Source organism: Kribbella sp. CCNWLW201 (assembly GCF_037203805.1).
Lineage (GTDB): Bacteria > Actinomycetota > Actinomycetes > Propionibacteriales > Kribbellaceae > Kribbella.
The window spans coordinates 173,566-199,731 of the sequence record NZ_JBBCBQ010000011.1 but is presented as its reverse complement, the minus strand read 5'-3'; the positions used below and the strand labels follow the sequence as shown (position 1 = coordinate 199,731).

At 68.7% G+C, this 26,166-nt stretch carries 26 protein-coding genes; 14 read left to right on the top strand and 12 right to left on the bottom strand.

What is annotated here, in order from left to right; translation table 11 throughout:
• The first annotated feature begins 50 nt into the window (after positions 1-50).
• On the top strand, positions 51-632 hold the full coding sequence (locus V9K99_RS35340) for a TetR/AcrR family transcriptional regulator (RefSeq protein WP_337011909.1): 582 nt from the start codon (positions 51-53) through the stop codon (positions 630-632).
• Positions 633-659: 27 nt separating this feature from the next.
• Here the strand turns inward: V9K99_RS35340 and V9K99_RS35335 are convergent, their stop codons facing one another.
• A complete protein-coding gene (locus V9K99_RS35335; protein WP_337011907.1) occupies positions 660-1,484 on the bottom strand; it encodes an aminoglycoside phosphotransferase family protein in 825 nt (274 codons plus the stop codon).
• An 84-nt stretch (positions 1,485-1,568) separates the two neighbouring features.
• Here V9K99_RS35335 and V9K99_RS35330 point away from each other — a divergent pair, with 84 nt between their 5' ends.
• The 4 genes from V9K99_RS35330 (at position 1,569) to rsgA (ending at position 5,271) form a co-directional block, all read left to right on the top strand.
• A complete protein-coding gene (locus tag V9K99_RS35330; protein ID WP_337011905.1) occupies positions 1,569-2,294 on the top strand; it encodes a DsbA family oxidoreductase in 726 nt (241 codons plus the stop codon).
• Between the two features lie 46 nt (positions 2,295-2,340).
• Entirely contained in the window at positions 2,341-2,919 is a 579-nt protein-coding gene (locus tag V9K99_RS35325; protein ID WP_337011903.1) for a DoxX family protein, read from the top strand.
• A gap of 82 nt (positions 2,920-3,001) precedes the next feature.
• The gene (aroA, locus tag V9K99_RS35320; RefSeq protein WP_337011901.1) at positions 3,002-4,273 is read left to right on the top strand and encodes a 3-phosphoshikimate 1-carboxyvinyltransferase; all 1,272 of its coding nucleotides are present in this window, start codon (positions 3,002-3,004) and stop codon (positions 4,271-4,273) included.
• Positions 4,273-5,271, top strand: a complete 999-nt coding sequence (gene rsgA, locus V9K99_RS35315; RefSeq protein WP_337011899.1) for a ribosome small subunit-dependent GTPase A — start codon at positions 4,273-4,275, stop codon at positions 5,269-5,271. Before aroA ends, rsgA begins: the two co-directional genes overlap by 1 nt.
• On the opposite strand, the gene V9K99_RS35310 is transcribed toward rsgA, so the two are convergent.
• Positions 5,264-5,755 carry a hypothetical protein gene (locus tag V9K99_RS35310; RefSeq protein WP_337011897.1) on the bottom strand — a complete coding sequence of 164 codons (492 nt, stop codon included), beginning with the start codon at positions 5,753-5,755 and terminating at the stop codon, positions 5,264-5,266. The two genes, rsgA and V9K99_RS35310, sit on opposite strands and share 8 nt — an antisense overlap.
• 304 nt (positions 5,756-6,059) lie before the next feature.
• On the opposite strand from V9K99_RS35310, the gene hisN reads away from it, so the two are divergent.
• Positions 6,060-6,839, top strand: a complete 780-nt coding sequence (gene hisN / locus V9K99_RS35305) for a histidinol-phosphatase (protein WP_337011895.1) — start codon at positions 6,060-6,062, stop codon at positions 6,837-6,839.
• Here the strand turns inward: hisN and V9K99_RS35300 are convergent.
• Complete coding sequence (locus V9K99_RS35300) at positions 6,823-8,043, bottom strand: RNA polymerase sigma factor (protein WP_337011892.1); 1,221 nt, start codon at positions 8,041-8,043, stop codon at positions 6,823-6,825. The genes hisN and V9K99_RS35300 overlap by 17 nt on opposite strands.
• Positions 8,036-8,383 carry a YciI family protein gene (locus V9K99_RS35295; RefSeq protein WP_337011890.1) on the bottom strand — a complete coding sequence of 116 codons (348 nt, stop codon included), beginning with the start codon at positions 8,381-8,383 and terminating at the stop codon, positions 8,036-8,038. Before V9K99_RS35295 ends, V9K99_RS35300 begins: the two co-directional genes overlap by 8 nt.
• 115 nt (positions 8,384-8,498) lie before the next feature.
• Here V9K99_RS35295 and V9K99_RS35290 point away from each other — a divergent pair, with 115 nt between their 5' ends.
• The 3 genes from V9K99_RS35290 to V9K99_RS35280 are packed head-to-tail and all read left to right on the top strand — an operon-like array spanning position 8,499 to position 11,551.
• Positions 8,499-9,785 carry a M16 family metallopeptidase gene (locus V9K99_RS35290; protein WP_337011889.1) on the top strand — a complete coding sequence of 429 codons (1,287 nt, stop codon included), beginning with the start codon at positions 8,499-8,501 and terminating at the stop codon, positions 9,783-9,785.
• On the top strand, positions 9,782-11,131 hold the full coding sequence (locus V9K99_RS35285) for a M16 family metallopeptidase (RefSeq protein WP_337011888.1): 1,350 nt from the start codon (positions 9,782-9,784) through the stop codon (positions 11,129-11,131). Before V9K99_RS35290 ends, V9K99_RS35285 begins: the two co-directional genes overlap by 4 nt.
• Before the next feature lie 51 nt (positions 11,132-11,182).
• On the top strand, positions 11,183-11,551 hold the full coding sequence (locus tag V9K99_RS35280; protein ID WP_337011887.1) for a DUF4190 domain-containing protein: 369 nt from the start codon (positions 11,183-11,185) through the stop codon (positions 11,549-11,551).
• Here V9K99_RS35280 and V9K99_RS35275 read toward each other — a convergent pair.
• Together V9K99_RS35275 and V9K99_RS35270 are read right to left on the bottom strand one after the other, a co-directional pair.
• Positions 11,538-12,344 (bottom strand): DUF4190 domain-containing protein, encoded by an 807-nt coding sequence (locus V9K99_RS35275; RefSeq protein ID WP_337011886.1) that lies wholly within the window; start codon positions 12,342-12,344, stop codon positions 11,538-11,540. The genes V9K99_RS35280 and V9K99_RS35275 overlap by 14 nt on opposite strands.
• Positions 12,345-12,384: 40 nt before the next feature.
• Entirely contained in the window at positions 12,385-12,810 is a 426-nt protein-coding gene (locus V9K99_RS35270; protein WP_337011884.1) for a CBS domain-containing protein, read from the bottom strand.
• A gap of 256 nt (positions 12,811-13,066) precedes the next feature.
• Here V9K99_RS35270 and V9K99_RS35265 point away from each other — a divergent pair, with 256 nt between their 5' ends.
• Complete coding sequence (locus tag V9K99_RS35265) at positions 13,067-14,548, top strand: PxKF domain-containing protein (RefSeq protein ID WP_337011882.1); 1,482 nt, start codon at positions 13,067-13,069, stop codon at positions 14,546-14,548.
• Positions 14,549-14,621: 73 nt separating this feature from the next.
• On the opposite strand, the gene V9K99_RS35260 is transcribed toward V9K99_RS35265, so the two are convergent.
• Positions 14,622-15,272 (bottom strand): response regulator transcription factor, encoded by a 651-nt coding sequence (locus V9K99_RS35260; protein ID WP_337011880.1) that lies wholly within the window; start codon positions 15,270-15,272, stop codon positions 14,622-14,624.
• Positions 15,269-16,672 carry a sensor histidine kinase gene (locus tag V9K99_RS35255; protein WP_337011878.1) on the bottom strand — a complete coding sequence of 468 codons (1,404 nt, stop codon included), beginning with the start codon at positions 16,670-16,672 and terminating at the stop codon, positions 15,269-15,271. The genes V9K99_RS35260 and V9K99_RS35255 overlap by 4 nt, the downstream gene beginning before the upstream one ends.
• Positions 16,673-16,751: 79 nt before the next feature.
• Here V9K99_RS35255 and V9K99_RS35250 point away from each other — a divergent pair, with 79 nt between their 5' ends.
• The gene (locus tag V9K99_RS35250; RefSeq protein ID WP_337011877.1) at positions 16,752-17,435 is read left to right on the top strand and encodes a hypothetical protein; all 684 of its coding nucleotides are present in this window, start codon (positions 16,752-16,754) and stop codon (positions 17,433-17,435) included.
• Positions 17,436-17,544: 109 nt separating this feature from the next.
• Here the strand turns inward: V9K99_RS35250 and V9K99_RS35245 are convergent, their stop codons facing one another.
• The 4 genes from V9K99_RS35245 to V9K99_RS35230 all read right to left on the bottom strand — a co-directional run bounded on the left by V9K99_RS35245 (position 17,545) and on the right by V9K99_RS35230 (position 21,963).
• The gene (locus V9K99_RS35245) at positions 17,545-18,372 is read right to left on the bottom strand and encodes a carbohydrate ABC transporter permease (RefSeq protein WP_337011875.1); all 828 of its coding nucleotides are present in this window, start codon (positions 18,370-18,372) and stop codon (positions 17,545-17,547) included.
• Complete coding sequence (locus tag V9K99_RS35240) at positions 18,369-19,307, bottom strand: carbohydrate ABC transporter permease (RefSeq protein WP_337011872.1); 939 nt, start codon at positions 19,305-19,307, stop codon at positions 18,369-18,371. The genes V9K99_RS35245 and V9K99_RS35240 overlap by 4 nt, the downstream gene beginning before the upstream one ends.
• Positions 19,308-19,340: 33 nt before the next feature.
• Positions 19,341-20,738: an extracellular solute-binding protein gene (locus tag V9K99_RS35235; protein ID WP_337011870.1), complete on the bottom strand. Its 1,398-nt coding sequence runs from the start codon at positions 20,736-20,738 to the stop codon at positions 19,341-19,343.
• A 181-nt stretch (positions 20,739-20,919) separates the two neighbouring features.
• On the bottom strand, positions 20,920-21,963 hold the full coding sequence (locus V9K99_RS35230) for a hypothetical protein (RefSeq protein WP_337011868.1): 1,044 nt from the start codon (positions 21,961-21,963) through the stop codon (positions 20,920-20,922).
• Positions 21,964-22,071: 108 nt separating this feature from the next.
• Between V9K99_RS35230 and V9K99_RS35225 the strand changes: the two genes are divergently transcribed.
• The 3 genes from V9K99_RS35225 (at position 22,072) to V9K99_RS35215 (ending at position 26,146) form a co-directional block, all read left to right on the top strand.
• Positions 22,072-22,668, top strand: coding sequence for a TetR/AcrR family transcriptional regulator (locus V9K99_RS35225; RefSeq protein WP_337011866.1), 597 nt, complete (start codon positions 22,072-22,074; stop codon positions 22,666-22,668).
• Between the two features lie 167 nt (positions 22,669-22,835).
• Positions 22,836-23,678 (top strand): ABC transporter ATP-binding protein, encoded by an 843-nt coding sequence (locus tag V9K99_RS35220; RefSeq protein WP_337011864.1) that lies wholly within the window; start codon positions 22,836-22,838, stop codon positions 23,676-23,678.
• Positions 23,675-26,146 carry an FtsX-like permease family protein gene (locus V9K99_RS35215; RefSeq protein ID WP_337011862.1) on the top strand — a complete coding sequence of 824 codons (2,472 nt, stop codon included), beginning with the start codon at positions 23,675-23,677 and terminating at the stop codon, positions 26,144-26,146. The genes V9K99_RS35220 and V9K99_RS35215 overlap by 4 nt, the downstream gene beginning before the upstream one ends.
• Positions 26,147-26,166: the final 20 nt, after the last annotated feature.

Here is a 26,166-nt window from a genome sequence, read left to right as displayed (position 1 = left end):
CTCTTTCTACCTCCTGTCCGAGCCGAAGTCCAGGGCGTAGGGTGCGCAGCATGGCAGTCAATGGGATAGCGGAGCGCACGGCGTCACCACGGCAACGCATCCTGGACACCGCCTACCAGCTGATAGCGACCCGCGGTGTACGCGACGTCGGAGTCGAAGAGGTCATCGCCAAGGCGGGCATCGCCAAAGCAACGCTCTATCGTCACTTCCCGTCGAAGAACGACCTCGTCCTGGCCGTTCTCGAGCACCGCGAACAGGTCTGGACCCTCGGCCTGGTCGAAGCCGAAGCGCGACGGCGTGGCTATACACCGGAACAGAAGCTCCTGGCGGTCTTCGATGTGTTCGACGAGTGGTTCCACAGCGACGGGTTCGACGCCTGCACCTTCGTCAACGTGCTGCTGGAGATGCGTGCGACGCACGTCCTCGGCGAGGCCAGCATCCGCCACTTGAAGAACATCCGCACGATGATCGCCCAACTGGCCGCCGAAGCCGGCCTGCGCGAGCCCGAGGAGTTTGCCCGCTCCTGGCACATCCTCATGAAGGGATCCATCGTGTCCGCCGTCGAAGGCGACACCAACGCGGCCCGCCGCGCACAGGCCATGGCGGCCGGCTTGATCGACCGGCACCGCTGAACCGCGGCGCTGGTCGGCCGGCGTTGCTCAGCGGAGCCGCTCCAGGGTGCGGCGACCGGCGGGGCCCCAGGTCGGCTTTCCGCCGGGCAGGCCCTTGTCGCCGGCGTCGCCGACCGAGATGAGGGCGAGTGCCTTGACGACCGCCAGGCCGCGGGCGCGGGTGATCGTCGCGTCGTCCGCCACCTCGTAGGCCTTGAAGAAACGGTCGGCCGTGCCGTCGGGAAGCAGGATCCAGGCGGCGGCCAGGTCGACGGCGGGATCGCCCACACCCAGGTCGCCGAAGTCGATCACCCCGGTGAGCGTGCCGTCCGCGACGACGACGTTCGCGGGATGCAGGTCAGTGTGAAGCCACACCGGCGGCCCGGCCCAGTCCGGTGCCGCGACCGCCTCGGCCCAGATCTTGCGCAGGGCAACATCCTCGATGCCGGCCTCGTCGACTTGCAGACTCTTCAGCGGAACACCCCGACCCGGACTGAGCGGAGCATCGGCAGGCGCCTCCACGTGCAGCGCCCGCAAGAAGCCGGCCAACGTGTCCGCGGCCTCCTCGGCTCTGATCGGCGTACGGTCGGCCGGTTCGCCGTCGACCCAGGTGGTGACGAGCCAGGTGCGCGGGAAGCGTTCGGTCGGCTCGCCGAGCCGCTGCGGTACCGGCGCCGGCAACGGCAGGCGCGGCGCGAGCTCCGGCAGCCAGCGGTACTCCTTCCGCAGGAGCTCCGGTCCGCGCTCCGTCCGCGGCAACCGCACCGCCAACTCGTCGCCGAGCCGCCACATCGCGTTGTCCCAGCCTCCGACCACCTTGCGGAGCTCCAGGTCCGCCAGGTCTGGGTGTTGCTCCTGCAAGAGTCCGCGCACCAGTTGATCGTCCATGCGGCGTCAGACGCGTCACACCGGCGGCTGGTTGGGAATAGGTCCGGCACAACCGAGGTTGCCGCGAGCATGCGTATTGATGTGTGGTCCGACGTGGTGTGTCCGTGGTGCTACATCGGCAAGCGCCGCCTCGAGCAGGCACTGGCGGAGAACGGCGACCAGGCCGAGATCGTCTGGCACAGCTTCCAGCTCGACCCGTCGTCGACCAACGACGACCCCCGGGACCTGCCGACCCGGCTGGGTGAGAAGTACGGTCGCGGCCGCGAGTGGGGCGTGCAGGCCAACGCGCACGTGACCGAGATCGCCGCCGAGCTCGGGCTCGAGTACCACCTCGACCAGGCCAAGTCCGCCAACACCGTCGACGCGCACCGCCTGCTGCACCTCGCCCGCGAACTGGTCGACGCCGGCCAGGTCCCCGCCAACACCCAGGACCGCCTCAAGGAGCGCCTGCTGAAGGCCTACTTCACCGACGGCCTCCCGGTCGGCGACCACGCGACCCTCGCGAGCCTGGCCGAGGAGACCGGCCTGCCGGAAGACCGTGTCGCCGACGTTCTCGCGGGTACGACGTACGCCGAAGAAGTAGCCGCCGACCAGGCCCAGGCGCTGGCGTACGGCGCGAACGGGGTGCCGTTCTTCGTCATCGACGAGAAGTACGGCGTGAGCGGTGCACAGCCGGTCGAGGTGTTCCGCGAGGCCCTCCGCCGGGCGAACGCCGACCGCAAGCCGGTCACCCTGATCACCAGCCCCGGCACGACCGACGACGCCGCCTGCGGCCCGGATGGGTGCGCCATCTGACAGTTGGGTACCGGGAGTCACACAACTCTTGGTGTATGAAGGAGGCATGACTGTCGTGCGCGCACTGGCCAGGCCGTTGCTCTCGATGATCTTCGTCGTCCAAGGTGCGAATTCGATCCGGAACCCGGAGCCGTTGGTACCGAAGGCCCAGCCGGTGACGGACCGGTTGGTGCCGATGGTGAAGAAGGTCGCGCCGCCACAGATCGGTGATCGCATCCCCGAGACCACGGTCAACCTGGTCCGGCTGAACGGCGCCGTCCAGATCCTCGGCGGTCTCGCCCTGGCGAGCGGCAAGGGCCGGCGGCTGGGTGCCGCGACGCTGGCGGCGACGCTCGTTCCGGTGACCGTCGCCGGGCACCCGTTCTGGCAGGTGAAGGACAAGGAAGCCCGGGCCGTCCAGCGGATCCAGTTCATGAAGAACCTCGGCCTGCTCGGCGGGCTGCTGCTCGCGGTGGTCGACACCGAGGGCAAGCCGGGCGTCGCCTGGCGCGCCTCGCACGGCGCCCGGGCCGCCAAGCGCGAGACCAAGCGCGGCGCGAAGGCGGCCAAGCGGGAGGCCAAGCAGTTCGCCCACGACGCCAAGCAGGCCGCCCGGCTCGCAAAGGCGGAGCTCCACCTCGGCTGATCCAGACTCCGATACGCTCCCGGACAGCGCCCAGCTCCGGTGACGCTAGGCTCAGTGCTGAGAATCGAGCCGAAGGAGTGGGATGAGCGAGGAGCAGGGCTGGGCGGCGCCACGGGCGGAAGGACCGGTCAGTGGCCGGGTCACGGTGCCCGGATCGAAGTCGATCAGTAACCGTGCGCTCATCCTCGCCGCGATCGCGGACGGCCCGTCCCACCTGACCGGCCTGCTCGCGGCCCGCGACACTTCGCTCATGCGTGCCGCGCTCACCGCCCTCGGCGTCGGCATCACCGAGAACGGCAGCACGGTCACCGTCACCCCCGGCTCGCTCAAGGGCCCGGCGAGCGTCGACTGCGGCCTGGCCGGCACCGTGATGCGGTTCGTTCCGCCGGTGGCGGCGCTGGCCGACGGCGTGATCGAGTTCGACGGCGACCCGTACGCTCGCGAGCGCCCGATGCACGTCATCCTCGGCGCCCTGCGCTCCCTCGGCGTGCAGATCGACGACCACGGCACCGGCCGGATGCCGTACGCCGTCTCCGGCGCGGGCTCGGTCCGCGGCGGCAAGGTCACCCTGGACGCGTCCGGCTCCAGCCAGTTCGTCTCCGCCCTACTGCTCGCCGGCGCCCGGTACGACGAGGGCGTCGACATCCGCCACGACGGGAAGCCGGTGCCGTCGCAGCCGCACCTGGACATGTCGGTGGCGATGCTGCGCGAGCGCGGCGTCCAGGTCGACGACAGCGAGCCGAACCGCTGGGTCGTTGCCCCTGGCCCCATTCGGGCCCTGGATACCGCGATCGAGCCGGACCTGTCCAACGCCGCACCGTTCCTGGCCGCGGCCGTCCTCACCGGCGGAGAGGTCACCGTGACCGGTTGGCCGGCCGAGACCACCCAGCCGGGCGATCAACTGCGTGACATCTTCACCCGCTTCGGCGCCGAGGTGACCCGCACCGACGACGGGCTGACCGTGCGCGGGACCGGCCGGGTGCAGGGTGTCGACCTCGATCTGAGCGAGGTCGGTGAGCTCTCGCCGGTGATCGCCGCGGTGGCTGCGTTCGCGGACGGTCCGTCGTACCTGCGCGGGATCGCTCATCTGCGCAACCATGAGACGGACCGGCTGGCGGCGCTGGAGGCCGAGTTCAACGCGCTCGGCGGTGACGTGACGCAGACGGCGGACGGTCTGGAGATCCGGCCGAAGCCCTTGCATGGTGGACTTTTCGGCACGTACCACGACCACCGGATGGCGCACGCGGCCGCCGTACTCGGGCTGCTCGTCCACGGCCTGCAGATCGAGAACATCGGGACCACGGCAAAGACGCTGCCGGAGTTCCCCGAGCTCTGGTCGGGGCTCGTCAGCTGATGTCGCGGTACGACGAGGAGGCCCGGTACGACCGGCCGAAGCGCCGGACCCGGCCGCGGACCAAGGACCGCCCCTCGTACGACGACGCCGCCACCGGCTTCGTCATCACCCGCGACCGCGGCCGCTACACGTGCTGGGTCGAGCCCGGCGATCGGGTCGTCACCGCGATGAAGGCCAGGCAACTCGGCCGCAAGGGCGTGATCGTCGGCGACCAGGTCAAACTCGACGGCGACGCGAGCGGCGACGACGGCACCCTCGCCCGGATCGTCGAAGTCCTCCCCCGTACGACGCTGCTTCGCCGCTCGGCCGATGACGACGACCCGATCGAACGCCCTCTGGTGGCGAACGCGGACCAACTCGTCATCGTCGTCGCCGTCGCCAACCCTGAACCCAGGACCGGCCTGATCGACCGCTTCCTCGTCGCCGCGTACGACGCCGGGATGCGTCCACTGCTCTGTCTGACCAAGACCGACCTCGCCGACCCGGATCCGTTGCTGTCCATCTACCGCCCCCTCGGCGTGGAATCGGTCGCAACCCAGCAAGGCGGCGACCTCAGCGCTCTCCAGGAGCAGCTGGACAACCGCACCAGCGTCTTCGTCGGCCACTCCGGCGTCGGCAAGTCGACCCTGGTCAACGGGCTCATCCCGGGCGCGGACCGGGCGATCGGCGTGGTCAACGAGGTGACCGGTCGTGGCCGCCATACGTCGGTCACCGCCCTGGTACTGCGGTTGCCGGCCGGCGGCTGGATCATCGACACCCCGGGCATCCGCTCGTTCGGCCTGGCCCACGTCGATCCGGACAAGCTGATCCACGCGTTCCCCGACCTGGCCGACGTCGCCGAGGACTGCCCGCGCGGCTGTACCCATACCGAGACCGCACCCGACTGCGCCCTGGACGAGGCCGAGGGCGTCGACCGCGAACGCGTCGCCTCCTTCAGGCGCCTCCTCGCCAGCCGCGAAGGTCGTGAGAGTCCCCCACCGGCCGCAGAGGCTACTTAGGCAACTGCCCGTCCCAGACCGCCCTCGCACCCGCGTCACCGGTGCGGATGGTCTGCCAGATGACCAGTACGCCGATCACCACGACGGCCGCGCTGGTGAGCAGCTCCAGCGGCCTGCTCTTCGTTGCCTTCGCACCCTTTCCGTTGGCCAGCGCGGACGTGCCGCCGAGCAGCAGGAAGGCGGCGACGGCGATCACCGCGAAGATCAGGCAGTACCAGAACAGCAGGTTGCCCCGGTCCTTGTGCACCCGCACCGCCTGCTCCAGCGTCGGCACGGCGGCGACGAACGCCTCCCCGCTCTCCTTCGCGACGTACGCGAGGACCAGCGAACCGAGCCCGAGCAGCAGGGCCGGCCAGCGGAGCAGCCAGCGCCAGCCCGGCAGGACCGCGAAGGCGATCGCGGTGAGGGCAGCCACCGGCAGCACGATCACCGCGGCGTGAATCACCAGCACATGCAGTGGCAGGTCCCCGATGCGCTCGAACATTGACGCCTCCATGGCAGTCGTCGACGTGATCAGACACTAACTGCACGTTCAACGACCCCGTTCGGTTCAATCCACGCCGCAACCGTTCCGCAACCTTTGCGGACACCTGTGCCTCCTCGAGAGACGTTGGTGCGACTGGCGGTGGTCCAGTCGTTCGCTGGCAAGGCGGAGGAGGAGAGCAATGCGGAGCATTGCGCGACGACGACAACGCCGCCAGCGGGCGTCTGGGGCGCCGCCAGGCGTGCCGAACGTTTCTTGAGGAGGCACTACCCCGTTGAGCGGGCGATCAGGCTAGCCTTCCGGCATGCCTTCGCACACGGATGACCTGCGGCTCGCCCACATCCTGGCCGACGACGCGGACTCGACCACGATGGACCGCTACAAGGCGCTCGACCTGCACGTCGCCACCAAGCCGGACCTCACCCCGGTGAGCGAGTCGGACAAGAAGGTCGAGGATGTAATGCGCAAGACGCTCGCCCGGGCCCGGCCGCGGGACGCGTTCGTGGGCGAGGAGGACGGGACCTCCGGCTGGGGTGTGCGCCGCTGGGTGGTCGACCCGATCGACGGCACCAAGAACTACATCCGCGGCGTCCCGGTCTGGGCGACGCTGATCAGCCTGATGATCGAGGACCAGGTGGTCGTCGGTGTGGTCTCCGCCCCGGCCCTCGGAAAGCGCTGGTGGGCGTCGTACGGCGACGGCGCCTGGACCGGCCGCGCCCTGCACTCGTCGCAGCCGTGCCGGGTCAGCGACGTGAGCAAGATCGAGGACGCGTCCCTGTCGTACGCCTCCCTCAAGGGGTGGGAGAAGCTCGGCAAGAAGAACCAGTGGGCCGACCTGATGGACTCCTGCTGGCGGACCCGCGCGTACGGCGACTTCTGGTCGTACATGCTGGTCGCGGAGGGCGCCGTCGACATCGCCGCCGAACCCGAGCTCAACCTGTACGACATGGCCGCGCTCGCCATCATCGTCGACGAGGCCGGCGGCAAGTTCACCTCGGTCGACGGCGTCCCCGGCCCGAACGGCCCCAACGCCGTCGCCACCAACGGCCGCCTCCACGACGAGGTCCTCAAGCGCCTCGAGTAATCCGCCGTACCAAGAAATCAGCCTCGACACCGTTGCTGGTGAACGCCAGCGCCTCTTCGTAGGCGGCGACGGCCTCCGTCCAGTTGCCGGTACGGCGCAACAGTTCAGCGCGCGTGGATGCCAGGTAGGGGTAGGTGGCGAGCGTCGGGTCGTCGGCCAACGAGCGGAGCTCTCGCAGCGCGGCCTCCGGACCGTCGACGTAGCTGAGGGCCACCACGCGGTTGAGTGCGACGACCGGTGACGGCCAGCGGGCCAGCAGGAGGTCGTACAACCCGAGGATCTCCTGCCAATCGGTGTCCTCCCACCGCTCCGCCTCGGCATGCACGGCAGCGGTAGCAGCCATCAGCCCGAACCGACCCACCGGCCACCCCAAGGCCTCATGCACCAGGGCGAGGCCCTCCTCGATCAGCGACCGGTCCCACACAGAACGGTCCTGGTCCTCCAATAGCACCAACTGCCCGGCAACGTCGACCCGGGCAGCCTGCCGCGCTTGCGTCAGAAGGAGCAACGCGAGCAGCGCCGTAGCCTCACCGCTGTCCGGCAGCAGCAGTCGCACCATCCGCGCCAGATCAAGCCCACGCTGCGCCAGGTCCGGCCGTGACAGCTCCGCCCCATCCGCAGCCGTGTGCCCGGCCGTGTAGACCAGGTGTACGACGTCCAGCACCGCGTCGATGCGCTCCGGCAGCTCGGTCAGCCGCGGGATCCGGTAAGCGATCCCCGACTTCGAGATCTTCTGCTTCGCCCGGGTGATCCGGGCCTGCATCGCGGTCTCCTTGACCAGGAACGCCTTCGCGATCTCCGCCGACGACAGCCCGCACACCAGCCGGAGCGTGAGCGCGATCTGCGTCTCCTGCGCCAGCGCCGGATGGCAGCAGGTGAACACCAGCCGCAACCGGTCGTCCGGGAACACCTCCGCGCCGAGATCGTCGACCGGGTCCGGCATCAACAGCGGCAGCTTCCGCTCCGCCACTCCGGCCCGGCGCCCGAGTTCCAGCGCCCGGCGAGTGGCAACGGTCGTCAACCACGCACCCGGCCGCCGTGGGATGCCCTGCTCCTGCCAGTGCACAAGGGCCTTGGCGTACGCGTCCTGCACACAGTCCTCGGCCAGATCCAGGTCCGCCGCCACCCGGGCCGTGGCGGCCAGAACGAAGGCCCACTCACTCGAATGGGCCTCCGCCACAGCCTGGGCGACCGAGTCATCCACCGTTGATGATGGGCCGAACCTCGACCCCGCCCATCGGCGCCGGCACCTGCTTGGCGATCGCCAGCGCCTCGTCAAGGTCGGCCGCCTCGATCAGGTAGTAACCGCCCATCACTTCCTTGGTCTCGACGAACGTCCCGTCGGTGACCACGAACCCGCCGCTGCCGTCGGAGCGGATCGACGTCGCGGTGTCGCTCTCACCCAGCTGAGCACCGCCGCGAAGTGCGGCCCCGTTGGCCGCGGCGAACGCCTGGTGCCGCTGGTGGTTCGCCTCGGCGACCGAAGGGTCGGCAGCCGCCCACGCCGCCTCGTTGTCGTAGATCATCACCAGGCACTTGCCCACTGATGTCACCTCTCGTGTGTCGGTCTGAATCCAGCATCTACCACTCCGATGCGCGAGCCTGGGCGAGATCGACATCTCAACGCGAGGAATTCGCGGACCACGTAGGGTGGCTGGCATGCCCTTGACCTACCCCATCGCCGAGCAGACGCTCGACAACGGCTTACGGGTCGTCGTCAGCTCGGACCGCGCCGTACCGATCGTTGCCGTGAACCTCTGGTACGACGTCGGATCACGGCACGAGCCGGCCGGACTGACCGGGTTTGCGCACCTGTTCGAGCACCTGATGTTCCAGGGGTCACGCAACGTCGCGTCCGGTCAGCACTTCAGCCTGCTGGAGACCGCCGGCGCGAGCCTGAACGCGAGCACCTTCTTCGACCGGACCAACTACTTCGAGTCGTTGCCCAGCGGCGGACTCGACCTGGCCCTGTGGCTCGAGGCCGACCGGATGGGCTACCTGCTCGACGCGGTCAACCAGGAGAACCTGGACAACCAGCGCGACGTGGTGAAGGAAGAGAAGCGGCAGAGCTACGACAACCGCCCGTACGGCGACTCCTACGAGCGACTGGTCAAGCTCACCTTCCCGGCCGACCACCCGTACGCGCACATGACGATCGGCTCGATGGCCGACCTCGACGCCGCCTCGGTGGAGGACGTGCACGCGTTCTTCCGCAAGTACTACGGCCCGAACAACGCCGTCCTGACCATCGTCGGTGACGTCTCCGAGGAGGACGCCTTCGACGCGGCCAAGCGGTACTTCGGCCACCTGCCGGCGATCGCGAAGCCGCCGGCCGCCCCGGACGGGACGATCGGCCCGCTGACCGACGTACTGCGTGACGACGTCGTCTCCGACGTACCGTCCGACCTGATCACGATGATGTTCCGGCTGCCCGTCGACGGGACGCCGGAGCTGGACGCGGCCGGTCTCGCGCTCGACATCCTCGCCGCCGGTCAGAGCGGCCGGCTGAACCGGCGCCTGGTCCGTGACGAGCAGATCGCGCAGTCGGTGTCCGGCGGCGCGCTGCCGCTGATCGGCGGGGTCTCGTTCGGCACGCTGACCGGGATCGCCTCCGACGGCGTGGACCTGCAGAAGGTCGAGGACGCGCTGCTCGAGGAGATCGAGAAGCTGGCCGAGGGCGGGATCACCGAGGACGAGCTGGCCACCGTTCAGGCGCAGGCCGAGCGGGACTGGCTGGAGCAGCTGGCGACCTGCGCCGGCCGGGCCGACGAGATCTCCCACCACGCGCTGCTGTTCGGCGACCCGAACCGGATCAACACCCGGATCGACCAGGTCCGCGCGGTGACGGTGGAGCAGGTCCAGAACGCGGCATCACAGTGGATCCGCGCTTCCGGCCGCGCCCAGGTGACCTACCGCCGTACCGAGACGGCAGGAGAGCAAGCATGAACCAGGTTCTGACCACTCCGCCGTCCGTCGGCGCTCCCCGCCCGTGGAAGTTCCCGGACGCGATCACCACCACGACCGCCGCCGGCACCCCGGTGCACGTCTTCGACCGCCCCGGCCAGTACGTCGCCACTGTCCGGGTGACGATCGCGATGCCGCTGATCGCCGAGCCGCGTGAGGTCGAGGGCGTCGCGACGATCATGTCCCGGACCCTCGACGAGGGCACCGAGCTGCGATCGGCCAACGAGTTCGCCGCCGCTCTCGAGCGGCACGGAGCGGCGTACGGCGTGGATGTCAGCTCGGACGCGCTGCACGTGGAGATCTCGGTGCCGGTGTCCCACCTGGCCCCGGCGGTGAAGCTGCTCGCCGAGGCGGTCACCCGGCCCGCGTTCAACCAGGCCGATGTCGGCCGGCACGTGACGATCCGGCTCGGCGAGATCAACCAGGAGCGGGCGAACGCCGGCTACCGGGCCCGCGAGGCGTTCGCGGCGAACCTGTTCGACCAGTCGACGCGGCGGTCCCGCCCGACCGCCGGTACGCCGGATACGATCCGGCCGCTGACCAACGTGCGGGTGGCCGAGTTCTACCGCGACAACATCGGCCCGGGCCGGGCCCAGATCCTGTTCGCAGGTGACGCGACCGGCGTGGACGTGGCCGGGATCATCGACGAGGCGTTCGGCGGCTGGACCTCCGCGTCCGGGCCTGCGGTGGACACACCCGAACCGCTCTACATCCCGGGCGATCGCGTCGTACTGGTCGATCGGCCGGGGTCCGTGCAGAGCCAGCTCCTGATCGGCTGCGCCGGTCCGGACCGCCGCGATCCCGCTTGGGGCGCGGCCGCGGTCGCGAACCACGTGGTCGGCGGCACGATCACCTCGCGCGTCGACACCGTGCTGCGCGAGGAGAAGGGCTACACCTACGGCACGCGGACCAGCTTCGCCGCGCCGCGCAAGGGCGGCACGTTCAGCCTGGGCGGCGCCGTCCGCACCGAGGTGACCGGCGCCGCGATCAGCGACGCGCTCCGGATCCTGCGGGAGGCGCGTGACGGGCTGACCGAGCTGGAGGTCCAGGAGGCGAAGGACAGCCTGATCCGGACCGCCCCGCTGCGGTACGAGCAGGCCGACTCGGTCGCCCAGCAGGTCGGCAGCAACATCGCGAACGGCGTACCGATCGGCTTCGCCGACACCTACCTGGCCCAGATCGCCGCCACCACCGCCGACGAGGCCACCGAGGCCTACCGCCGGTACGTCGGAACCAACGGCCTACTGGTCGTCGTCGTAGGAGAAGCGAAGGACGTCCGGCCGCAGCTGACCCAGCTGGCGATGGGCGACCTGATCGAACTGAGCTGACGGCCTGCCCTCCTCTGCTCAGTACCCGGGGGCACTGAGCAGAGGAGCAGCATGTCGTTCACGGATCGTCCCACCGACGCGACGGACCGGACCCACACCTTCTGGTCGCCGTCATACCCGCTCCAGCCCGGATTCCCGAACCAGCCCGCGTACGGCATCCTCCGGGACCACTCGCAGGCCACCGTTTCCCTGGTGCTCGGCGCGATCGCGCTGTGCACCGGCCTGCTGGTCGTCTCGCCGGTCGCCTGGTGGCTCGGCAGCCAGGCCCTCGCCGAGATCGACGCGTCGCCCGGCGTCTACAACAACCGGGGCATGGCCCAGGCCGGGCAGATCTGCGGCCTGATCGGGACCGCTCTGCTCGGCCTCGGCCTGCTCTTCGTGCTCGGGATGGTGTTGCTGGCCTTCGCTACTTCGGTGTGACCAGGCAGGTCGCGCCGCGGTCGCCGAGGCTCCAGCCGGTCTCGATGGGGTGCAGGTAGATGATGTCCTCGTTGTCGGCGAGCTGCTTGCCCGTCGCCGTCCACCGGTCGACGCAGCCCTTCTCCGCGGCCGTCTGGACGGCGGTCAGCCCCGGCCACTTTCCCGCGGGCAGCTCGAACACGGCGAACACCTTCCCGCCGTTCGGCTGGTCGCAGGGCACCAGCTCGAGATTGCGGACCTCCGCGGCCTCGCTGATCGATTTCACGCAGTCACCGACGCGGAGCTTGTCCGCTCGGGCGTTCTGCGTCGTGGTGACCTGACCCGAGGCGTCCCGGTCCGGCTCACCGTCGCCGAACACGGCCGCCAGTACGACGAGCCCGACCAGCCAGACGCCGGAGATGACCAGGCCGGCGATGGCCAGCCCCTTGCCCTTCTGGTTCTTCTTGGGGATCTGGGCGAGCGCGACGACGCCCAGGATGACGCTGATCAGGATCCCGCCGATCACCCCGAACACGAGCGACAGGATCGCCGGCACGCTCGTCTTCTGCGGGCCGGTGTACTGCTGGCCTTGGTACGGCGGTTGGCCCGGGTACTGCTGACCCGGGTACTGCTGACCCGGGTAGGGCGGCTGGCCTGGGTACGGCGGTTGACCGTACGGCTGGCCGCCGTACCCAGGGCCTGGTTGTGCGGGCCCCGGCTGCTGCGGTGAGCCAGGGTAGGGAGGCCCGGCGTGCGGAGGCTGCCCGGACGACGGCGTACCGGAGTCCCCGCCCGTGGGAGGTGTCGGTTCCATGGACGGACTGTAGACCTCTGGCGGCGCCTACGCGGGGGATTTAGCGGCTGATGTAGTTCGACAGTTGCTCGCGCTCGAACTCGAGCTCGCCGATCCGGGACTTGACCACGTCGCCGATGCTGACCAGACCGGTCAGTGCACCGTCGACCACGACCGGGACGTGCCGGATCCGGCGGTCCGTCATCAGCCGCATCAGGTTGTCGATGTGGTCGTCCGGCGTACAGGTGTGGACCTGGGACGTCATGATCGAGCTGACCCGGACGTCACCCGCGTCCGGGGTGCCGTTCATGAGCCGGACCACGTCCCGCTCGGAGACGATGCCGGCCACGGAGGTTCCGTCCGGGCTCACCACGACGGCGCCGATGTTGTGGTCGGCCAGCAGGGCGAGCAGTTCGGTGACAGTGGCTTCTGGGGAGATGGTGACGACCTGGTTGCCCTTGCCGCGCAGTACGTCGTTGATCTTCACGGAGCCTCCTGCAAATCGAGGGACCAATACCCAAAGGTAGCGAAACCGGGCCCGAAGCGGCAGCCCTCGAACTGCGCATCGTGACCATCCCGTGCCGTGCCCGGCGCCTCCCCCGCCGGTGCCTCCGCCGCGAGCGTTTAGGTGTTTGAACGCTCAAAGGGACTTTGGTCCCTGGCCTGGGCGGAGATTGTTACCTAGCGTTACCGCCAACTGGTGTGCGCGGAGGGGTGCACATCAATCACGGGGAAGGCAACACATGACCAAGCACGGCACGATGGCGCGGCGAGCGGCCACGGGGGCGGCAATTGCCGCGGCCGCCGCCCTCACTGTCAGTGGCATCGCGCACGCTGACAACATCAACGACACGGTGGAGGGCACCGCCAGTGTGTCACTGGTCGCCGGCGACCCGGCGTCGACCGGATCGGCCGACGTCCGGGTGGTCGCCAACAGCGGGGACAGCGAGCCCGGCTGCAACATCGATCCGGGCGAGCAGTTCGTCATCACCTTCATCACTCCGGCCGGTGTGACCGCCTCGCCGGCGGCGCTGAGCTTCACCGGCTGTGGAGTGGCCCAGACGGTCAGCTTCACCGCCGCGGCCGGCGCGGTCGACGGCACCGTGACCGCGACGATCAGCACCAACACCACCGGTTCCGGGACCTTCAACAACAACGTCCGGATTCCCATCGACGTGACGACCCCGGTGGTCGTCGACCCTGACGGCGACAACGACGGCGTACCGGACGCGTCCGACAACTGCCCGGCGGCGGCCAACGCCGACCAGGCCAACGCGGATGGCGACGCCCTCGGCAACGCCTGCGACCCGAATTCCTACGCCCCGGCGGCAGCCGCGGCACCGGCCGACGGGAACGGCGACGAAGGCTCCGCGCTGACTACGGCCGGCGCCTTCACCGATGCCGATGGCAACCAAACTCTGACGATCAGCAAGGTGAGCGGCGCCGGAACCGTCACCGACCACGGCGACGGCACCTGGTCGTGGTCGCACAGCACCACCGACGATGCGACCGGCAGCGTGGTCGTGCAGGCCAGCGACGGCGAGCACGCCGCTGCGACCGAGACCTTCGACTGGACCGCGTCCAACGTGGCACCGACGGTCGGCCCGGTCACCGCGACGAGGATCAGCGCCTGCGCGGTCTCCGTCAGCGCACCGTTCACCGACCCGGGCACCGGCGACACCCACACCGCCGCCATCTCCTGGGGCGACAGTGCAACGACGGTCGCCGACCCGGCCACCGCCGCGGTCGCCGGCACCCACACGTACGGCGCGAACGGCACCTACACGATCGGTGTCTCGGTCATGGACGACGACGGCGGCAACGACGCGGCCACCGCGTCCTTCGCCACCCAGAACACGCCCAGCGCGATCATGCAGCCGATCAACTCCACCGGAACCAAGAGCGTGTTCAAGCTCGGCAGCACCATCCCGGTCAAGATCACGGTCACCGGTTGCGACGGAGCCGCCGTCTCGACGCTGACCCCGACCGTCGCGTTGTCCAAGCTCGACGCCACGCCGGACGGCACGCTGAACGAGACCGCGCTCGAGACCGTGGCCACCAACGGACTGCAGATGCGTTGGTCGGACACGCAGTACATCTACAACCTGTCGACCAAGCTCAGCCAGCACACCGGCGCTGCGCTGACGGCGGGCAGCTACAAGGTCACCGTCTCGGACAGCAGCTTCACCAGCGCTGTCTCGGCGCAGTTCGACCTGCGGAAGTAGGACTTCGGGGAGGAGCAGACCGATCGTGTGGGCGGCGGGGAGGGGGAGCCGCCCCCACGGTCGGTCTTGGTCGTCACGACCGGTCGTCGCGCAGCAGGTCGATGGCCGACTGACGGTCCTTGACGCGAAGCTTGCGCAGTACGGACGAGATGTGCACCCGGACCGTGGTCGGCGACAGGAACAGGCGCTTGGCGACGTCGTCGGTGGTCAACCCTTCACCGAGCAGGGCCATCACCTCCCATTCGCGTGACGTCAGCAACCCGGCCGCCTTCGATCGCCGGCCCAGCCGCCGCCGGCCCGGCTCCCGGAACTCGTCCAGGATGCGGGCCACCAGCGACCGCGGGATCGCGGCCTCGCCGGACAGCACCCCGCGCAGCGCGGCGGGCAGCCGATCGGGGTCGGTGTCCTTGAGCAGGTAGCCGGACGCCCCGGCCCGGAGCGAGTCGAACAGATCGTTGTCGTCCCGGGAGACGGTGAGCATCACGATCGCGATCTCCGGCAACAGCCGGGCGATCTCCGCCGCGGCCCGGATCCCGCCGCCGGGCATGTGGATGTCGAGCAGGACGACGTCCGGCTGGTGCTCCTGCGTGAACCGGACGGCCTCCGGTCCGTTGGCTGCCTCCGCGCACACCTCGAAGCCGCCCGCCTCCAGGGCCTGCCGGATATGCGCCCGCAGCCGCGGATGGTCGTCGGCCATCACGACCCGATGCGGTTCCGGGTTCACCACCTGATCATCACCGTCGTCCCCCTGCCTGGCCGCGAGCTGAGTTCGAAGGTCCCGGGCAGAGCCTCCGCACGCTCGCGCATACTGATCAGCCCGAATCCGGTCTGCCGCACCCCTGGGTCGAAACCGGCCCCGTCGTCGGCGACCCGCAGATAACTCCCCTCGGCATCGCGGCCCAGCTCGAGCTTGACCCGTTCCACCCTGCCATGACGTACGGCGTTCAGCATCGCCTCCCTCGCGATTCGGACAAGCGCGTGCCGCTGCGGCCGGTCGACCACGATCGACTCGTCCAGCTCCAGGTCGAGGGTGACGCCGTACCGCTGCGCCACCTGTTCGACGGCGCGGTGCAGCACGAGACCGAGCGGCTCGTTGTCCGGCCGGCCGAGTGCCTCGAGCATCTGCCGCGCCTCGTCGAGCGCACGTTCGCTGGCCCCGAGGACCCGCTCGACCCGTGGCCGGTCCTCGACCGTGAAGGCCGCGATCTCCGAGCGGATGTAGCCGAGCTCCTGCAGGACGCCGTCATGCATCTCGCGGGCCACCCGCCGCCGGTCCTCGGCCACCGCGGCCTCGGCCTGCGCGGCCCAGTGCCTGCTGATCTCCCGGCCGGCGGCGATGAGCAGGAGGAAGTAGGAACCGGTCCGCAGTACGTCGCCGCTGTACAACCAGTCAGGGTGATCCGAAGGAAAGATCAGGTAGTTCAGCCGCGCGAACGCACCCAACGCGCACGCCGGACCGAGCCAGCGCAGCAGTACGTCGTCTCGACTTCGTGCCTGGATGGTGAACGCCACTGCAGCCACGGCGAAACAGGTGAGCGTCACGATCTGCGCGACCAGCAGAGCCGCGTGCCCGTCCGTACTCGAGGAGAACCCCGCGCCGCCACCCAGCGCAGCCCGCGGCAGCGAGTCCCTTCGCCACGACAACACCGCACCGAGCACTGCTACCGCCACGACAACCGGCGCGAGCGCCCAGTACCGCGAGCCGCGAAGACGAGCCGTGCGGCCTGGGAGCAGGGCGGACGCTGCGATCAGCAACGTTCCGAGGATCCGCAGGGACGGCGGCAGCCACAAGCCGACCGGGCCTACCGGATCGGCCTCCACGAGCGTGACACTGAGCAGCGCGTTCGCCGTTCCGAGCAGCGTAAGTCCCTGCAGCAGCAGGAGATCCTGCCACTTGTTGCTCCGCCGGAACCGCCCATAGACCAGGTAAGCAAGCAGCAGCGCGACGCAGGCGTTGACGGTCTCGAGCACGAGATGTGCGGCCGGGCTCTGATACCCGAACACCAACTCCCGCCCACCCACGGCCACCGCCACCGCGGCCACCCCGACCACGAGCACCACAAGCGCCACGGGCCCACGCGCCGCACTGAACCCGATCCACCTCCGGGCAACCACACCACCCATGGTCACAGACCGTACGCCGAACCGTCACTCCCCGAAACCCACAACCCAACCGACACCGGAACCTGCGTAGGGTGCATGGGTGAGCTCAATCGTTCCGGGTCCGCAGAAGAAGCTCGAAGAGGAGATCACCGCGGCGCGCTCCGGCGCCAAGCCGCTCAACGCCGGTGACCTCAACCCGTCCGCGCCGCGGCAGGAACAGCTCGTCGGCCTCGACGACTGGCCGCCGACCGTACGGAAGGTGGTCGAGGCTGACCACGACCGCGTCACCGCGTTGGCCAGCAGCCGGCGGAAGACCGCCGATCTCGCCCTGCCCGAGGTCGTCCACGGCCTGGACGAACTGCTCGACCAGATCGCCGAACGCCTCCAGGCCGACAAGCCCCGCCTACTGCGCAAACCCGCCGCCACCGAGGTCCCGCTGGACGACGTAGCAGAGCTCCTCGGCATCCCGCCCGACGACCTCGCCCCGGCACCCGGCAGGGCCGAACGTCGCACGGCCCTACGCACGATCAAACAACTCCGCGCTCAGCTCAAGGAACTCGAGACCTCACACGACCACCCCCGTCTCACCCGCCTGGTCACCTTCGTCGTCCGACTGTCCCTAGTCCTCGACCGCGTCCCGGAAGCCACCGGCCCCTTGGCGCCGATCGCCCTCGACCGCTACGCCAACGCCACGCCAGACACCCAATGGGACTGGACCTTCCAACAAAAACTCACCTTCTGGCAACAAACCCACAAGACCCTGCCAACGAGGTCCGACAACTGACCAACGCGCCGCCCGCAACCCCGATCGGTCACACCGGTCCGCGCGCGCCGCCGGAGGCGGCCGACTAGGCGGCCGCCTCGCAGCGGTGTCGTTTGCTCGGGCCGTCGTACTAGCCCTTGATGGCGCCGCCGAGGGCGAAGGCTCCGCCGAGTTTCCTGCTCAGCAAGAGGTACAGCAGGAGGACGGGCGTGGTGTAGATGAGGGAGTACGCCGCCAGTTGGCCGTAGTTGGGTTCGCCGTACTGGCCGAAGAAGGTGAAGATGCTGACCGAGGCGGGGAGGCGTTCCGGGGAGAGCAGGAGCATGAACGGGACGAAGAAGTTGCCCCACATGCCGATGAAGGTGAAGATCAGCACCACCGCGATCCCCGGCCACATCAGCGGCAGCACGATCCGCCGGAGCGCCTGCATGTTGCTCGCGCCGTCGACCCAGGCCGCTTCCTCGAGGGAGATCGGCACGCCGTCCATGAACGTCTTGGTCAGCCAGATCGCGAACGGCAGCGCGCTGGTCGCCATGAACATGATCGTGCCGCCGAGCGTGTCGACCAGGTTGAGCTGCACGAACAGGCCGTACACCGGCACCATGACCGCGGTGATCGGCAACCCGGTGCAGAACAGCACGGTCAGCAGGAACGGCCGGTTGAACTTCGACTTGAAGCGGGACAGCGGGTACGCCGCCAGCACCGCACACACCATCGTGAGCAATGCCGCACCACCACACAGCACCACGCCGTTCAGAACGGGCCGGTACGTCGTGTCAGTGTTCAGCACCGCCCGGAAGTTCCCCAGCGTCGGGTTCGTCGGGAACTCCACCCGCAGCCCGGCGGTCCGGTTGATCGACGCGAACAGCACCCAGAGCAGCGGCAGAACGAACAGCACACCAATCGCCAGCAGGATGAGGTTGGCGGACAGCTTGCTGATCCGGTCGCGGGCAATCATGCGGCCTCCGAGTTCAGTCCACGCAGGTAGATCAGCGAGAAGACCGCGCCGATCAGCAGCATCACCAGGGCGATCGCCGTACCGTAGCCGATCTGGGAGAAGCTGAACGCCTGCTCGTACATGTACAGCGGCAACGTCTGGCTCTTCGTCCCCGGGCCGCCGCGGGTCATCGCGTAGATCAGGCCGAACACGCTCAGCGTCTGCAGCGTGATCAGCATCAGGTTGGTCATGATCGCCCGGCTGATCATCGGCAGCGTGACGAACAGCAGCCGCCGTGCACCCGACGCACCGTCCATCTCGGCCGACTCCTCGATCTCCTTCGGTACTTCGCTCAGCGCCGCCGAGTACACCAGCATCGAGAACGCCGTACCGCGCCAGATGTTGGCCAGCGAGACCGCGATGATCGGTGCCGCGTACAACCAATCCTGGCCGGGCAGGCCGACCGCGTGCAGCATCACGTTCAGCGTGCCCTCGTCGTTGAAGAACGCACTGAGCAGGTACGCCGCCACGACTTCGGGCAGCACCCACGCGCCGATGACCGCCGTACCGACGAAGTTGCGGACCACCTTGGTCGACTTACGCATCAGCAGCGCCAGGCCGAGCCCGAGGGTGTTCTGGCCGATGATCGCGGAGATCAGCGTGAACACCAGGGTCAGCCAGATCGCGTTGGTGAACGCGCCGCTGCCGAAGGCCTTGCGGAAGTTGTCCAGGCCGACGAACGTCACGTTCGCGGCACCGGTGCCGGTGAGCGCCATGTTGGTGAACGCGGCGTACAGGCAGTAGATGATCGGGCCGGCCAGGAAGACCAGCATCAGTCCGATCGCCGGTGTCAGCGGCAACATCTTGAACAGCTGGGCCGCGCGCGGCCGCCCGTTCCGCCCGGACTTGCCGGACGGAGCGGGCTTGGACGCGGTCGGGGCGACTGTCGTCGTCACAGGGGCAGTTCCTTCGTCAGACGGGGACCGGGGCTACTGTCCGCCGCTGTCTGTGGTCGTCTTGTCCTTGCCGACGATTCCTTCGACGGCTTCGTCGTAGTTCTTCGCGGCATCGTCGGTTGACGACTGCCCGGTCATCACCGCCTCCATCGCGGTGATGATCTCGTTGGAGACCTTCGGGTACTCGGCGTACGCCGGCCGGTACACGGTGACCGAGACCAGGTCGGTGAAGAACTGGGTGCTCTTCGCGGACGACTTGTACGTGGGGTCGGCGGCGACGTCCTTGCGGACCGCGATCTGCGCGCCCTCGGTGGCGTACTTGGCCGCGTTCTTCTGCGTCTGCAGCGTCTTGATCAGGTTCCAGGCCGCGTCCGGGTTCTTCGACTTGGCCGGGATCGCCCAGGTCCAGCCGCCGGAGAGGCTGACCTTGCCCTTGCCGCCGCCGTCCTGCGTCGGCATCGCGGTCTGGCCGAGCACCTCACTCCACTGCGGCCACGGCTTCGCACCGGTCTTCTGCCAGTTCCCGTAGATCCAGGAGCCGTCCAGCGCGATGCCCAGCTTGCCGCCGGGCAGCAGTTCGGTGCCGACCTTGCTGCCCATGTTCGGGTCCAGCGCCTGCTTCGGCGTCGGCGCGATGCCTTCGGTGTAGATCGTCTTGATGAAGTTCAGCGAGTCCTTGAAGCCCTGGCTGCCGACGACCCACTTCTGCTGATCGTTGTTGTACAGCGTGTCCTTGGTGCCGTACAGCAGCATCTCGAAGCCCTGCATCGCGGAGGCCTCACCCATCGGCTTACCCGAGTACACGTTCATCGGGATGACGCCGGGGACCTTCTGCTTGATGGCACGAGCGGCGGTGAGCACGTCGTCCCAGGTCTTCGGCTGCCAGTCGGTGGGCAGTCCGGCCTTGGCGAAGATCTGCTTGTTGTACCAGAGTGCACGCGTGTCGGTTCCGTCCGGGACGCCGTACGTCTTGCCGTCGAGCGCCTTGGCCGCACCCTTGGCCGTGTCCTCGAACTGGCTCCACTGGTCCCAGTTCTTGATGTAGTCGTCGAGCGGCCGCAGGTAGCCGGCGGTGATGTCGGAGTTGATCAGGAACGTGTCCTCGTAGACCACGTCCGGCGCGGTGTTCGGCGACCGCATCATCAGCTGGAGCTTGGTGTAGTAGTCGTTCTCACTGGCCACGATGGGCAGGATCTCGACCTTCGAGCCGGGGTTCGCCGCCTCGTACTCGGCCTTGACGCCGGCGAGGAAGTTCTTCATCACCGTGCCCGGGCCCCACTGCTGGTACGCGATCTTGATGTTCGCCGGACCGGCACTCTGCGAGCCGCCGGCCTCCGGCTCTTTGGTCGTCGACCCCTGGCTGCAGGCCGAGACCGCCAGCAGCAACGCCGTCACCGCGGCGGCTGCTTTGAAACGTTTCCTTGTCACCATCACGTCCACCTTCGGGCAATCGTTGTCATCCCGGCACCCCGACCCACAACCGCTGGGCCTCTCGCGACCGTAGGAGGCCGGAGGCGCCGAAGTCAATGCTTGACAGACAACGTTGTCGCGGTTTCCACGCGGTGACGCGGTGACCGGCATGTAACGATACGGTCACCGCGCTGTCATACATTCAGACAGTAACCGGCTTCGCTTCGTGACGGGGGTGGACGACGCGCTGGGCCTTGAGCGCTCCCAGACCACACAGGGTGAGGCCCGCCAGCAGCCAGCAAGCCAGTACGACGAGGGGCCCGCCCGCTCCGGCGCCGTCGAAGAAACTCACCGAGCGAAGCGCCGTACCCGCGGCTCCCGGCGGAAGCAGTTGACCCAGCGCGCCCCAGCCGCTCGGCAGCATCTCGGGCGCACTCGTCAGACCGGACAGCGGGTTGCCGAGCAGCATCATCACGGCCGCACCGAGCGCGAGCCCCGCTCTGCCGAGCAACCATTCCAGTCCGAGCAACGTGAGACTGACAGCCGCGATCGACAGTGCGATCACACTCGAGTTGGCGAGGTAGCTGCCCTCGAAGGACCCGAGCCAGAACTGCAGTACGGCGGCCAACGCGAGACCCCCGGTGATCGCGAACGTCACCGCACCCACCATGCGCTTCGGCCCGCTTCGCACAAGCTGGGTCAGCAGGGCTGCCGCGATGATCCCGCCGAGCACCAGCGGCAGCGCACCCGCGGCGAGCCCGGCACCACGCGGGTCGTCCGCCGGCAGCGGTACAACGTCCGTCACCTTCGCCGGCGCCTCAGGAGACAGCCGCGTCGACAACTGGGTGAGGATCTGCGCGACCGCGGGACCACCGGCCGACGCGGTCAGCACCTCCGGCTGCTGCGGGTCGAGCACGATGGCGCCGTACACATCCCGATCCTCGATCTTCTGCACCGCGGCAGCCCGATCCGGTACGGCGGTCAGCTCGAAACCACCGGGCATCGCTTGCTCGAGCCCCTTCGCGACCTGGGCGACAGCCGCCTCGGGCCCGACGACAGCGAGCGGGACATCACGAGGTTCGGAGCGCGCCGCCGGCCACGCGAACGCGATCAGCAACACGGTGAGCAGCGCGGTCAGCAGGGTGACGACCGCGACCAGCGGCGGCCGCTGACGGTTGTCGGCGGCGTGTTCGGGGGTGTGCTCGGGCCCGTGATCGGGGTGGTGCCCGGTCAGCTGAGCGGACATGGTGGACTCCTCGTTTCCCTAAAACCGAATGACCGTTCTTTATTGCTTCGAGCGTGGACCAGAGAGTGGCGACTTGTCAAGAACGGACATTCGTTTTATGTTCCGGGCATGCCGAAGGTCACCGAGGAACATCGCCTGGCCCGCCGTCAGCAGATCGTGGCGGCGGCTCGCCTGTGCGTGGTCGAGCAGGGTTTCCACAAGACGACGATGGCCGACGTGATCCGCGAGTCCGGTCTGTCCGCGGGTGCCGTGTACGGGTACTTCAAGAGCAAGGAGGAGATCGTCGCGGCCATCGCGGAGGAAGCACTCAGCTCGGTCGACGAGCTCTTCGAGAAGATCCTCGCGACCGAGGAGCCGCTGTCCCCGCTCGCCGCCCTGGAGACCGCGCTCAACCACATCGTCTCGGTCGCCGAGCGCCCCGGCGGTGACGTCACCAAGGTCGCGATCCAGGCCTGGGGCGAGGCGCTCCGCAATCCCGCGATCATGGCGACCGCGCAGAGCAAGTACACGCAGCTCCGCGGCCACTTCGAGGACGTCGCCCGGCGCGCCCAGGCCGACGGCACCGTGGACGCCTCGGTCGATCCTCGCCACATCGCCCAGGTCCTCTTCGGCATCCTCCCCGGCTTCATCCTCCAACGCCTCCTCATCGGCGACGTCTCCCCCGACTCTTACACGGCCGGACTGCGCGCACTGCTCCACCCCTGAGCCGTTGCGTCCGAAGATCCGTGGCCTATAGGCCTCGGATCTTCGGACGTTGTGAGACGGAGGTGGAGTTTCGTCCACCTTGGGGGGCGGTCCAGCACCATGGGGGTTCCGGCTCGCGCTCCGTAGCGTCATTGGCGTCCACCTGAAAGACGCAAGGAGCCGAACGCATGAGGCGCAAGAGCGAAGTTGTCCGCAGGACCGATCACTCGGTCGTCCTGCACGACGTACGACGGGTCTACGGCCGTGGCGGGAACGCGGTCACCGCCCTCGACGGCATCTCCATCAGCTTCGCCTGCGGCACCTTCACCGCGGTCATGGGTCCCTCCGGCTCCGGCAAGAGCACCTTCCTGCACTGTGCCGCCGGCCTCGACCGCCCGACCTCGGGCACCGTCCACATCGACGACCAACCGCTTGCCGACCTCAACGAACGCAAGCTCACCGAACTCCGCCGCGAGCGGATCGGTTTCGTCTTCCAGTCGTTCAACCTGCTGCCCGCACTGACCGTCTGGCAGAACGTCTGCCTGCCGCAGGAACTCGACGGCCGCCGCGCCAATCGCCAGGCCGTCCGCGAGGTGCTCGACCGCGTCGGCCTCGGCGACCGCCACAAGCACCGTCCCGGCGAACTCTCCGGCGGTCAGCAGCAGCGCGTCGCGATCGCCCGTGCCCTGGTCGCGCAACCTGCGGTGATCTTCGCCGACGAACCCACCGGCGCTCTCGACACCCAGACCGCCGCGGACGTCCTCGAGTTGCTCCGCGAACCAGTCCGCACCCAGGGCCAGACGGTCGTGATGGTCACCCACGACCCGGTCGCCGCCTCGTACGCCGACCAGGTCGTCTTCCTGGCCGACGGCGTACTGGCCGGCAGTCTCACCGCCCCGACGGCCGAGCAGGTCGCCGACCGCATGACCCACCTCGGCGCTCGCGCCCGGATGGACGCCATCACTCGCGCTGCCCGCGTCGCCGATCTGGCCCGCGCCGGCCGTTCGCTGCCCGAGGCGGTAGCCCGATGATGCGCCTGGCTGTCCGCACTCTGCGGTTCCGCAAGGGCGGCTTCATCGCCACCTTCGTCGCGGTCGTCTTCGGTACGGCGATCGTGATGGCGTGCGGTGGTCTGATGGAAACCGGCATCCGCTCCAACGTCGCACCGGAACGCCTCGCCGCCGCACCGATAGTTGTCACCGGCAAGCAGACGCACCTCCGCCCCGGCGCCGAGGACGCAACCCCACTGCCCGAACGCGTCGGCGTCCCTGCGTCTCTGGTCTCGAGAATCCGTTCTGTAGAAGGCGTTTCGGCCGTGATCGGTGACTACACGTTCGCGGCCGTCGCGCCGGGTGTCACCGAAGGCCACAACTGGTCGAGTGCGGGCTTGGCGCCCTATCGGCTGACCTCGGGCCATGCGCCTCGGGCCGGTCAGGTCGTCTCCACAACGTCTGATTCGAAGGTCGGCGATCGCGTCACCTTCCTGATCAAGGGCGAGCCCGCGACCTTCACCGTCAGCGGGCTGGCCACCGGCCCGGCGGGGCACAGCTTCTTCTCCGACCGCGACGCCGCCCGGCTTGTCGACAATCCGACGAGATTTGCGGACGTCGGCGTACTGGTTGCCCCTGGCACCTCTGTCGAGGCGGTGAAGGACCGAATCAAGGCGCTCGACGGCGGGATCACCGTCCACGCCGGGATCGACCGCGGTCTGGCCGAACACCCCGGCACGGATGCGCAGCGGGTCGCGTTGATCTCGATCGCCGGCTCGTTCGGCGGTATCGCGACGATGACGATGATGTTCGTCGTCGCCTCGACGCTGGCCCTGTCCGCTCAACACCGCGAGCGCGAGTTCGCCCTGCTCCGCGGCATCGGTACGACGCCAGGTCAGGTACGGCGGATGATCCTCGGCGAGGCCCTGCTCGTGTCGATCCCGGCCGTGCTGCTGGGCGCCGTACCCGGCACCTTCCTCGGCCGCTTCCTCTTCGACGAACTCGGTTCGCACGGAGTCGCGTCGCCGTTCATCGAGTTCTCCCAGGGCTTGATCCCGTTCGCGGCCGGCGCGGGAGCCGCCGTACTCGCGACCATCGGCGCTGCTCTGATCGCGGCCCGCAGGTCGGCCAAGATCCGCCCGGTCGAGGCGCTGATGGAGGCGTCACTGCAGCGGAAGTGGTTCAGCTGGGTGCGTCTGCTCTTCGGTCTGCTCTTCCTCGGCGGCGGTCTGGCTCTGCTGATCGTCACTGCGACAGTGATGACCGGTCCGCTCGCGGGTGCGACTGCCGGCCCGTCGATCCTGTGCTGGGCGATCGGTGTCGCGTTGCTCGGCCCGTTCTGGACCAAGGCCGTCCTGATGCTCTGGCGATGGCCGGTGCAGGCCCTGACCAGGGTCAACGGACGGCTCGCGATCCTCAACGTCACCGCGCGATCGGTGGCTATGTCGGCCGCGGTGATGCCGGTGATGCTTGCCGTCGGCATCTCGACCGCCAACCTGTACATGCAGACGACGCAGGTGCACGCCGCCTCCGAAGCCTTCACGCGGGATCTGCGCGCGGACGCCGTACTGGTGTCCGAAGCAGGCCTGTCAGCTGAGCTGCTGACGCAGGTGCGGGAAGTGCCTGGGGTGGCGAGCGCTTCGGCCTTCATCCGCAGTACGGGCGTCATCGACGAACCGCGCAACGCTCCCTTCGACGAGGAGGGCGCGCCTCTGCTGGGGGTGGACGCCCAAGGCGCCAACGGTACGGCGCCGGTCCGGTTGACCGCTGGATCACTGTCCGGCCTGGTTGGGTCGACGGTGGCACTACCTGAGTACGTGGCAACCAAGATCGATCGCGGTGTCGGCTCGGAGATCACCATGACGCTCGGCGACGGAACGTCGGTGAACTTGCGGGTGGTGGCGTTGTTCGCGGCCGAACGTGGCTACGAATCCATCGTCCTTCCTGCTTCACTGCTCGCTGCTCACACGACGGACGGTCTGACCAAACAGATCCTGGTTCGTTCGGAGTCTGGCAGCGACGTACGTCCGGCTTTGGCTGCGCTCGCTGCCAAGCACCCCGGCGTACAGGTCGCGGACCGCGACACCCTGGTTGCCTCGAACGCCGAAGACCTGCAGACACAGGCCTGGATCAACTACATGCTCGTCGGCATGCTGATCGCGTACACGGCGGTCTCGGTCGTCAACACCCTGGTGTCGACCACTCTCCGCCGGCGCCGCGAGTTCGCCCTTCAACGCCTCACCGGATCCACCCGCGCGCAGGTCCTCCGCATGCTGACCACCGAAAGCACCCTGGTCTGGCTGACCGGTATCACTCTGGGCACCTTGGTAGCCCTGGCCTGCCTGCTCCCCTACGCGGCCACTGTCTCGGACTCGTCTCGCCCCACCGGCCCACTCTGGATCTACCTGGTGATCGTAGGAGCCGCAGCCTTCCTCACCTTCGGCTCAACCCTCCTCCCCGCCACTACCACCCTCCGCCACTCCCCCACCCAACCCACCCACGCCGACTGACCAGACCGGTGGGTGTTCTC

Excerpts from the sequence above, each read along its gene's own strand:
- V9K99_RS35230 (WP_337011868.1), bottom strand. The coding sequence starts at position 21,963 with ATGTCCGCTCAGCTGACCGGGCACCACCCCGATCACGGGCCCGAGCAC.
- rsgA (WP_337011899.1), top strand. The coding sequence starts at position 4,273 with ATGTCGCGGTACGACGAGGAGGCCCGGTACGACCGGCCGAAGCGCCGG.
- V9K99_RS35325 (WP_337011903.1), top strand. The coding sequence starts at position 2,341 with ATGACTGTCGTGCGCGCACTGGCCAGGCCGTTGCTCTCGATGATCTTC.
- hisN (WP_337011895.1), top strand. The coding sequence starts at position 6,060 with ATGCCTTCGCACACGGATGACCTGCGGCTCGCCCACATCCTGGCCGAC.
- V9K99_RS35290 (WP_337011889.1), top strand. The coding sequence starts at position 8,499 with ATGCCCTTGACCTACCCCATCGCCGAGCAGACGCTCGACAACGGCTTA.
- V9K99_RS35310 (WP_337011897.1), bottom strand. The coding sequence starts at position 5,755 with ATGTTCGAGCGCATCGGGGACCTGCCACTGCATGTGCTGGTGATTCAC.
- V9K99_RS35255 (WP_337011878.1), bottom strand. The coding sequence starts at position 16,672 with ATGGGTGGTGTGGTTGCCCGGAGGTGGATCGGGTTCAGTGCGGCGCGT.
- V9K99_RS35225 (WP_337011866.1), top strand. The coding sequence starts at position 22,072 with ATGCCGAAGGTCACCGAGGAACATCGCCTGGCCCGCCGTCAGCAGATC.
- V9K99_RS35275 (WP_337011886.1), bottom strand. The coding sequence starts at position 12,344 with ATGGAACCGACACCTCCCACGGGCGGGGACTCCGGTACGCCGTCGTCC.
- V9K99_RS35245 (WP_337011875.1), bottom strand. The coding sequence starts at position 18,372 with ATGATTGCCCGCGACCGGATCAGCAAGCTGTCCGCCAACCTCATCCTG.
- V9K99_RS35280 (WP_337011887.1), top strand. The coding sequence starts at position 11,183 with ATGTCGTTCACGGATCGTCCCACCGACGCGACGGACCGGACCCACACC.
- V9K99_RS35330 (WP_337011905.1), top strand. The coding sequence starts at position 1,569 with ATGCGTATTGATGTGTGGTCCGACGTGGTGTGTCCGTGGTGCTACATC.
- V9K99_RS35265 (WP_337011882.1), top strand. The coding sequence starts at position 13,067 with ATGACCAAGCACGGCACGATGGCGCGGCGAGCGGCCACGGGGGCGGCA.
- V9K99_RS35235 (WP_337011870.1), bottom strand. The coding sequence starts at position 20,738 with ATGGTGACAAGGAAACGTTTCAAAGCAGCCGCCGCGGTGACGGCGTTG.
- V9K99_RS35215 (WP_337011862.1), top strand. The coding sequence starts at position 23,675 with ATGATGCGCCTGGCTGTCCGCACTCTGCGGTTCCGCAAGGGCGGCTTC.
- aroA (WP_337011901.1), top strand. The coding sequence starts at position 3,002 with ATGAGCGAGGAGCAGGGCTGGGCGGCGCCACGGGCGGAAGGACCGGTC.
- V9K99_RS35340 (WP_337011909.1), top strand. The coding sequence starts at position 51 with ATGGCAGTCAATGGGATAGCGGAGCGCACGGCGTCACCACGGCAACGC.
- V9K99_RS35220 (WP_337011864.1), top strand. The coding sequence starts at position 22,836 with ATGAGGCGCAAGAGCGAAGTTGTCCGCAGGACCGATCACTCGGTCGTC.
- V9K99_RS35285 (WP_337011888.1), top strand. The coding sequence starts at position 9,782 with ATGAACCAGGTTCTGACCACTCCGCCGTCCGTCGGCGCTCCCCGCCCG.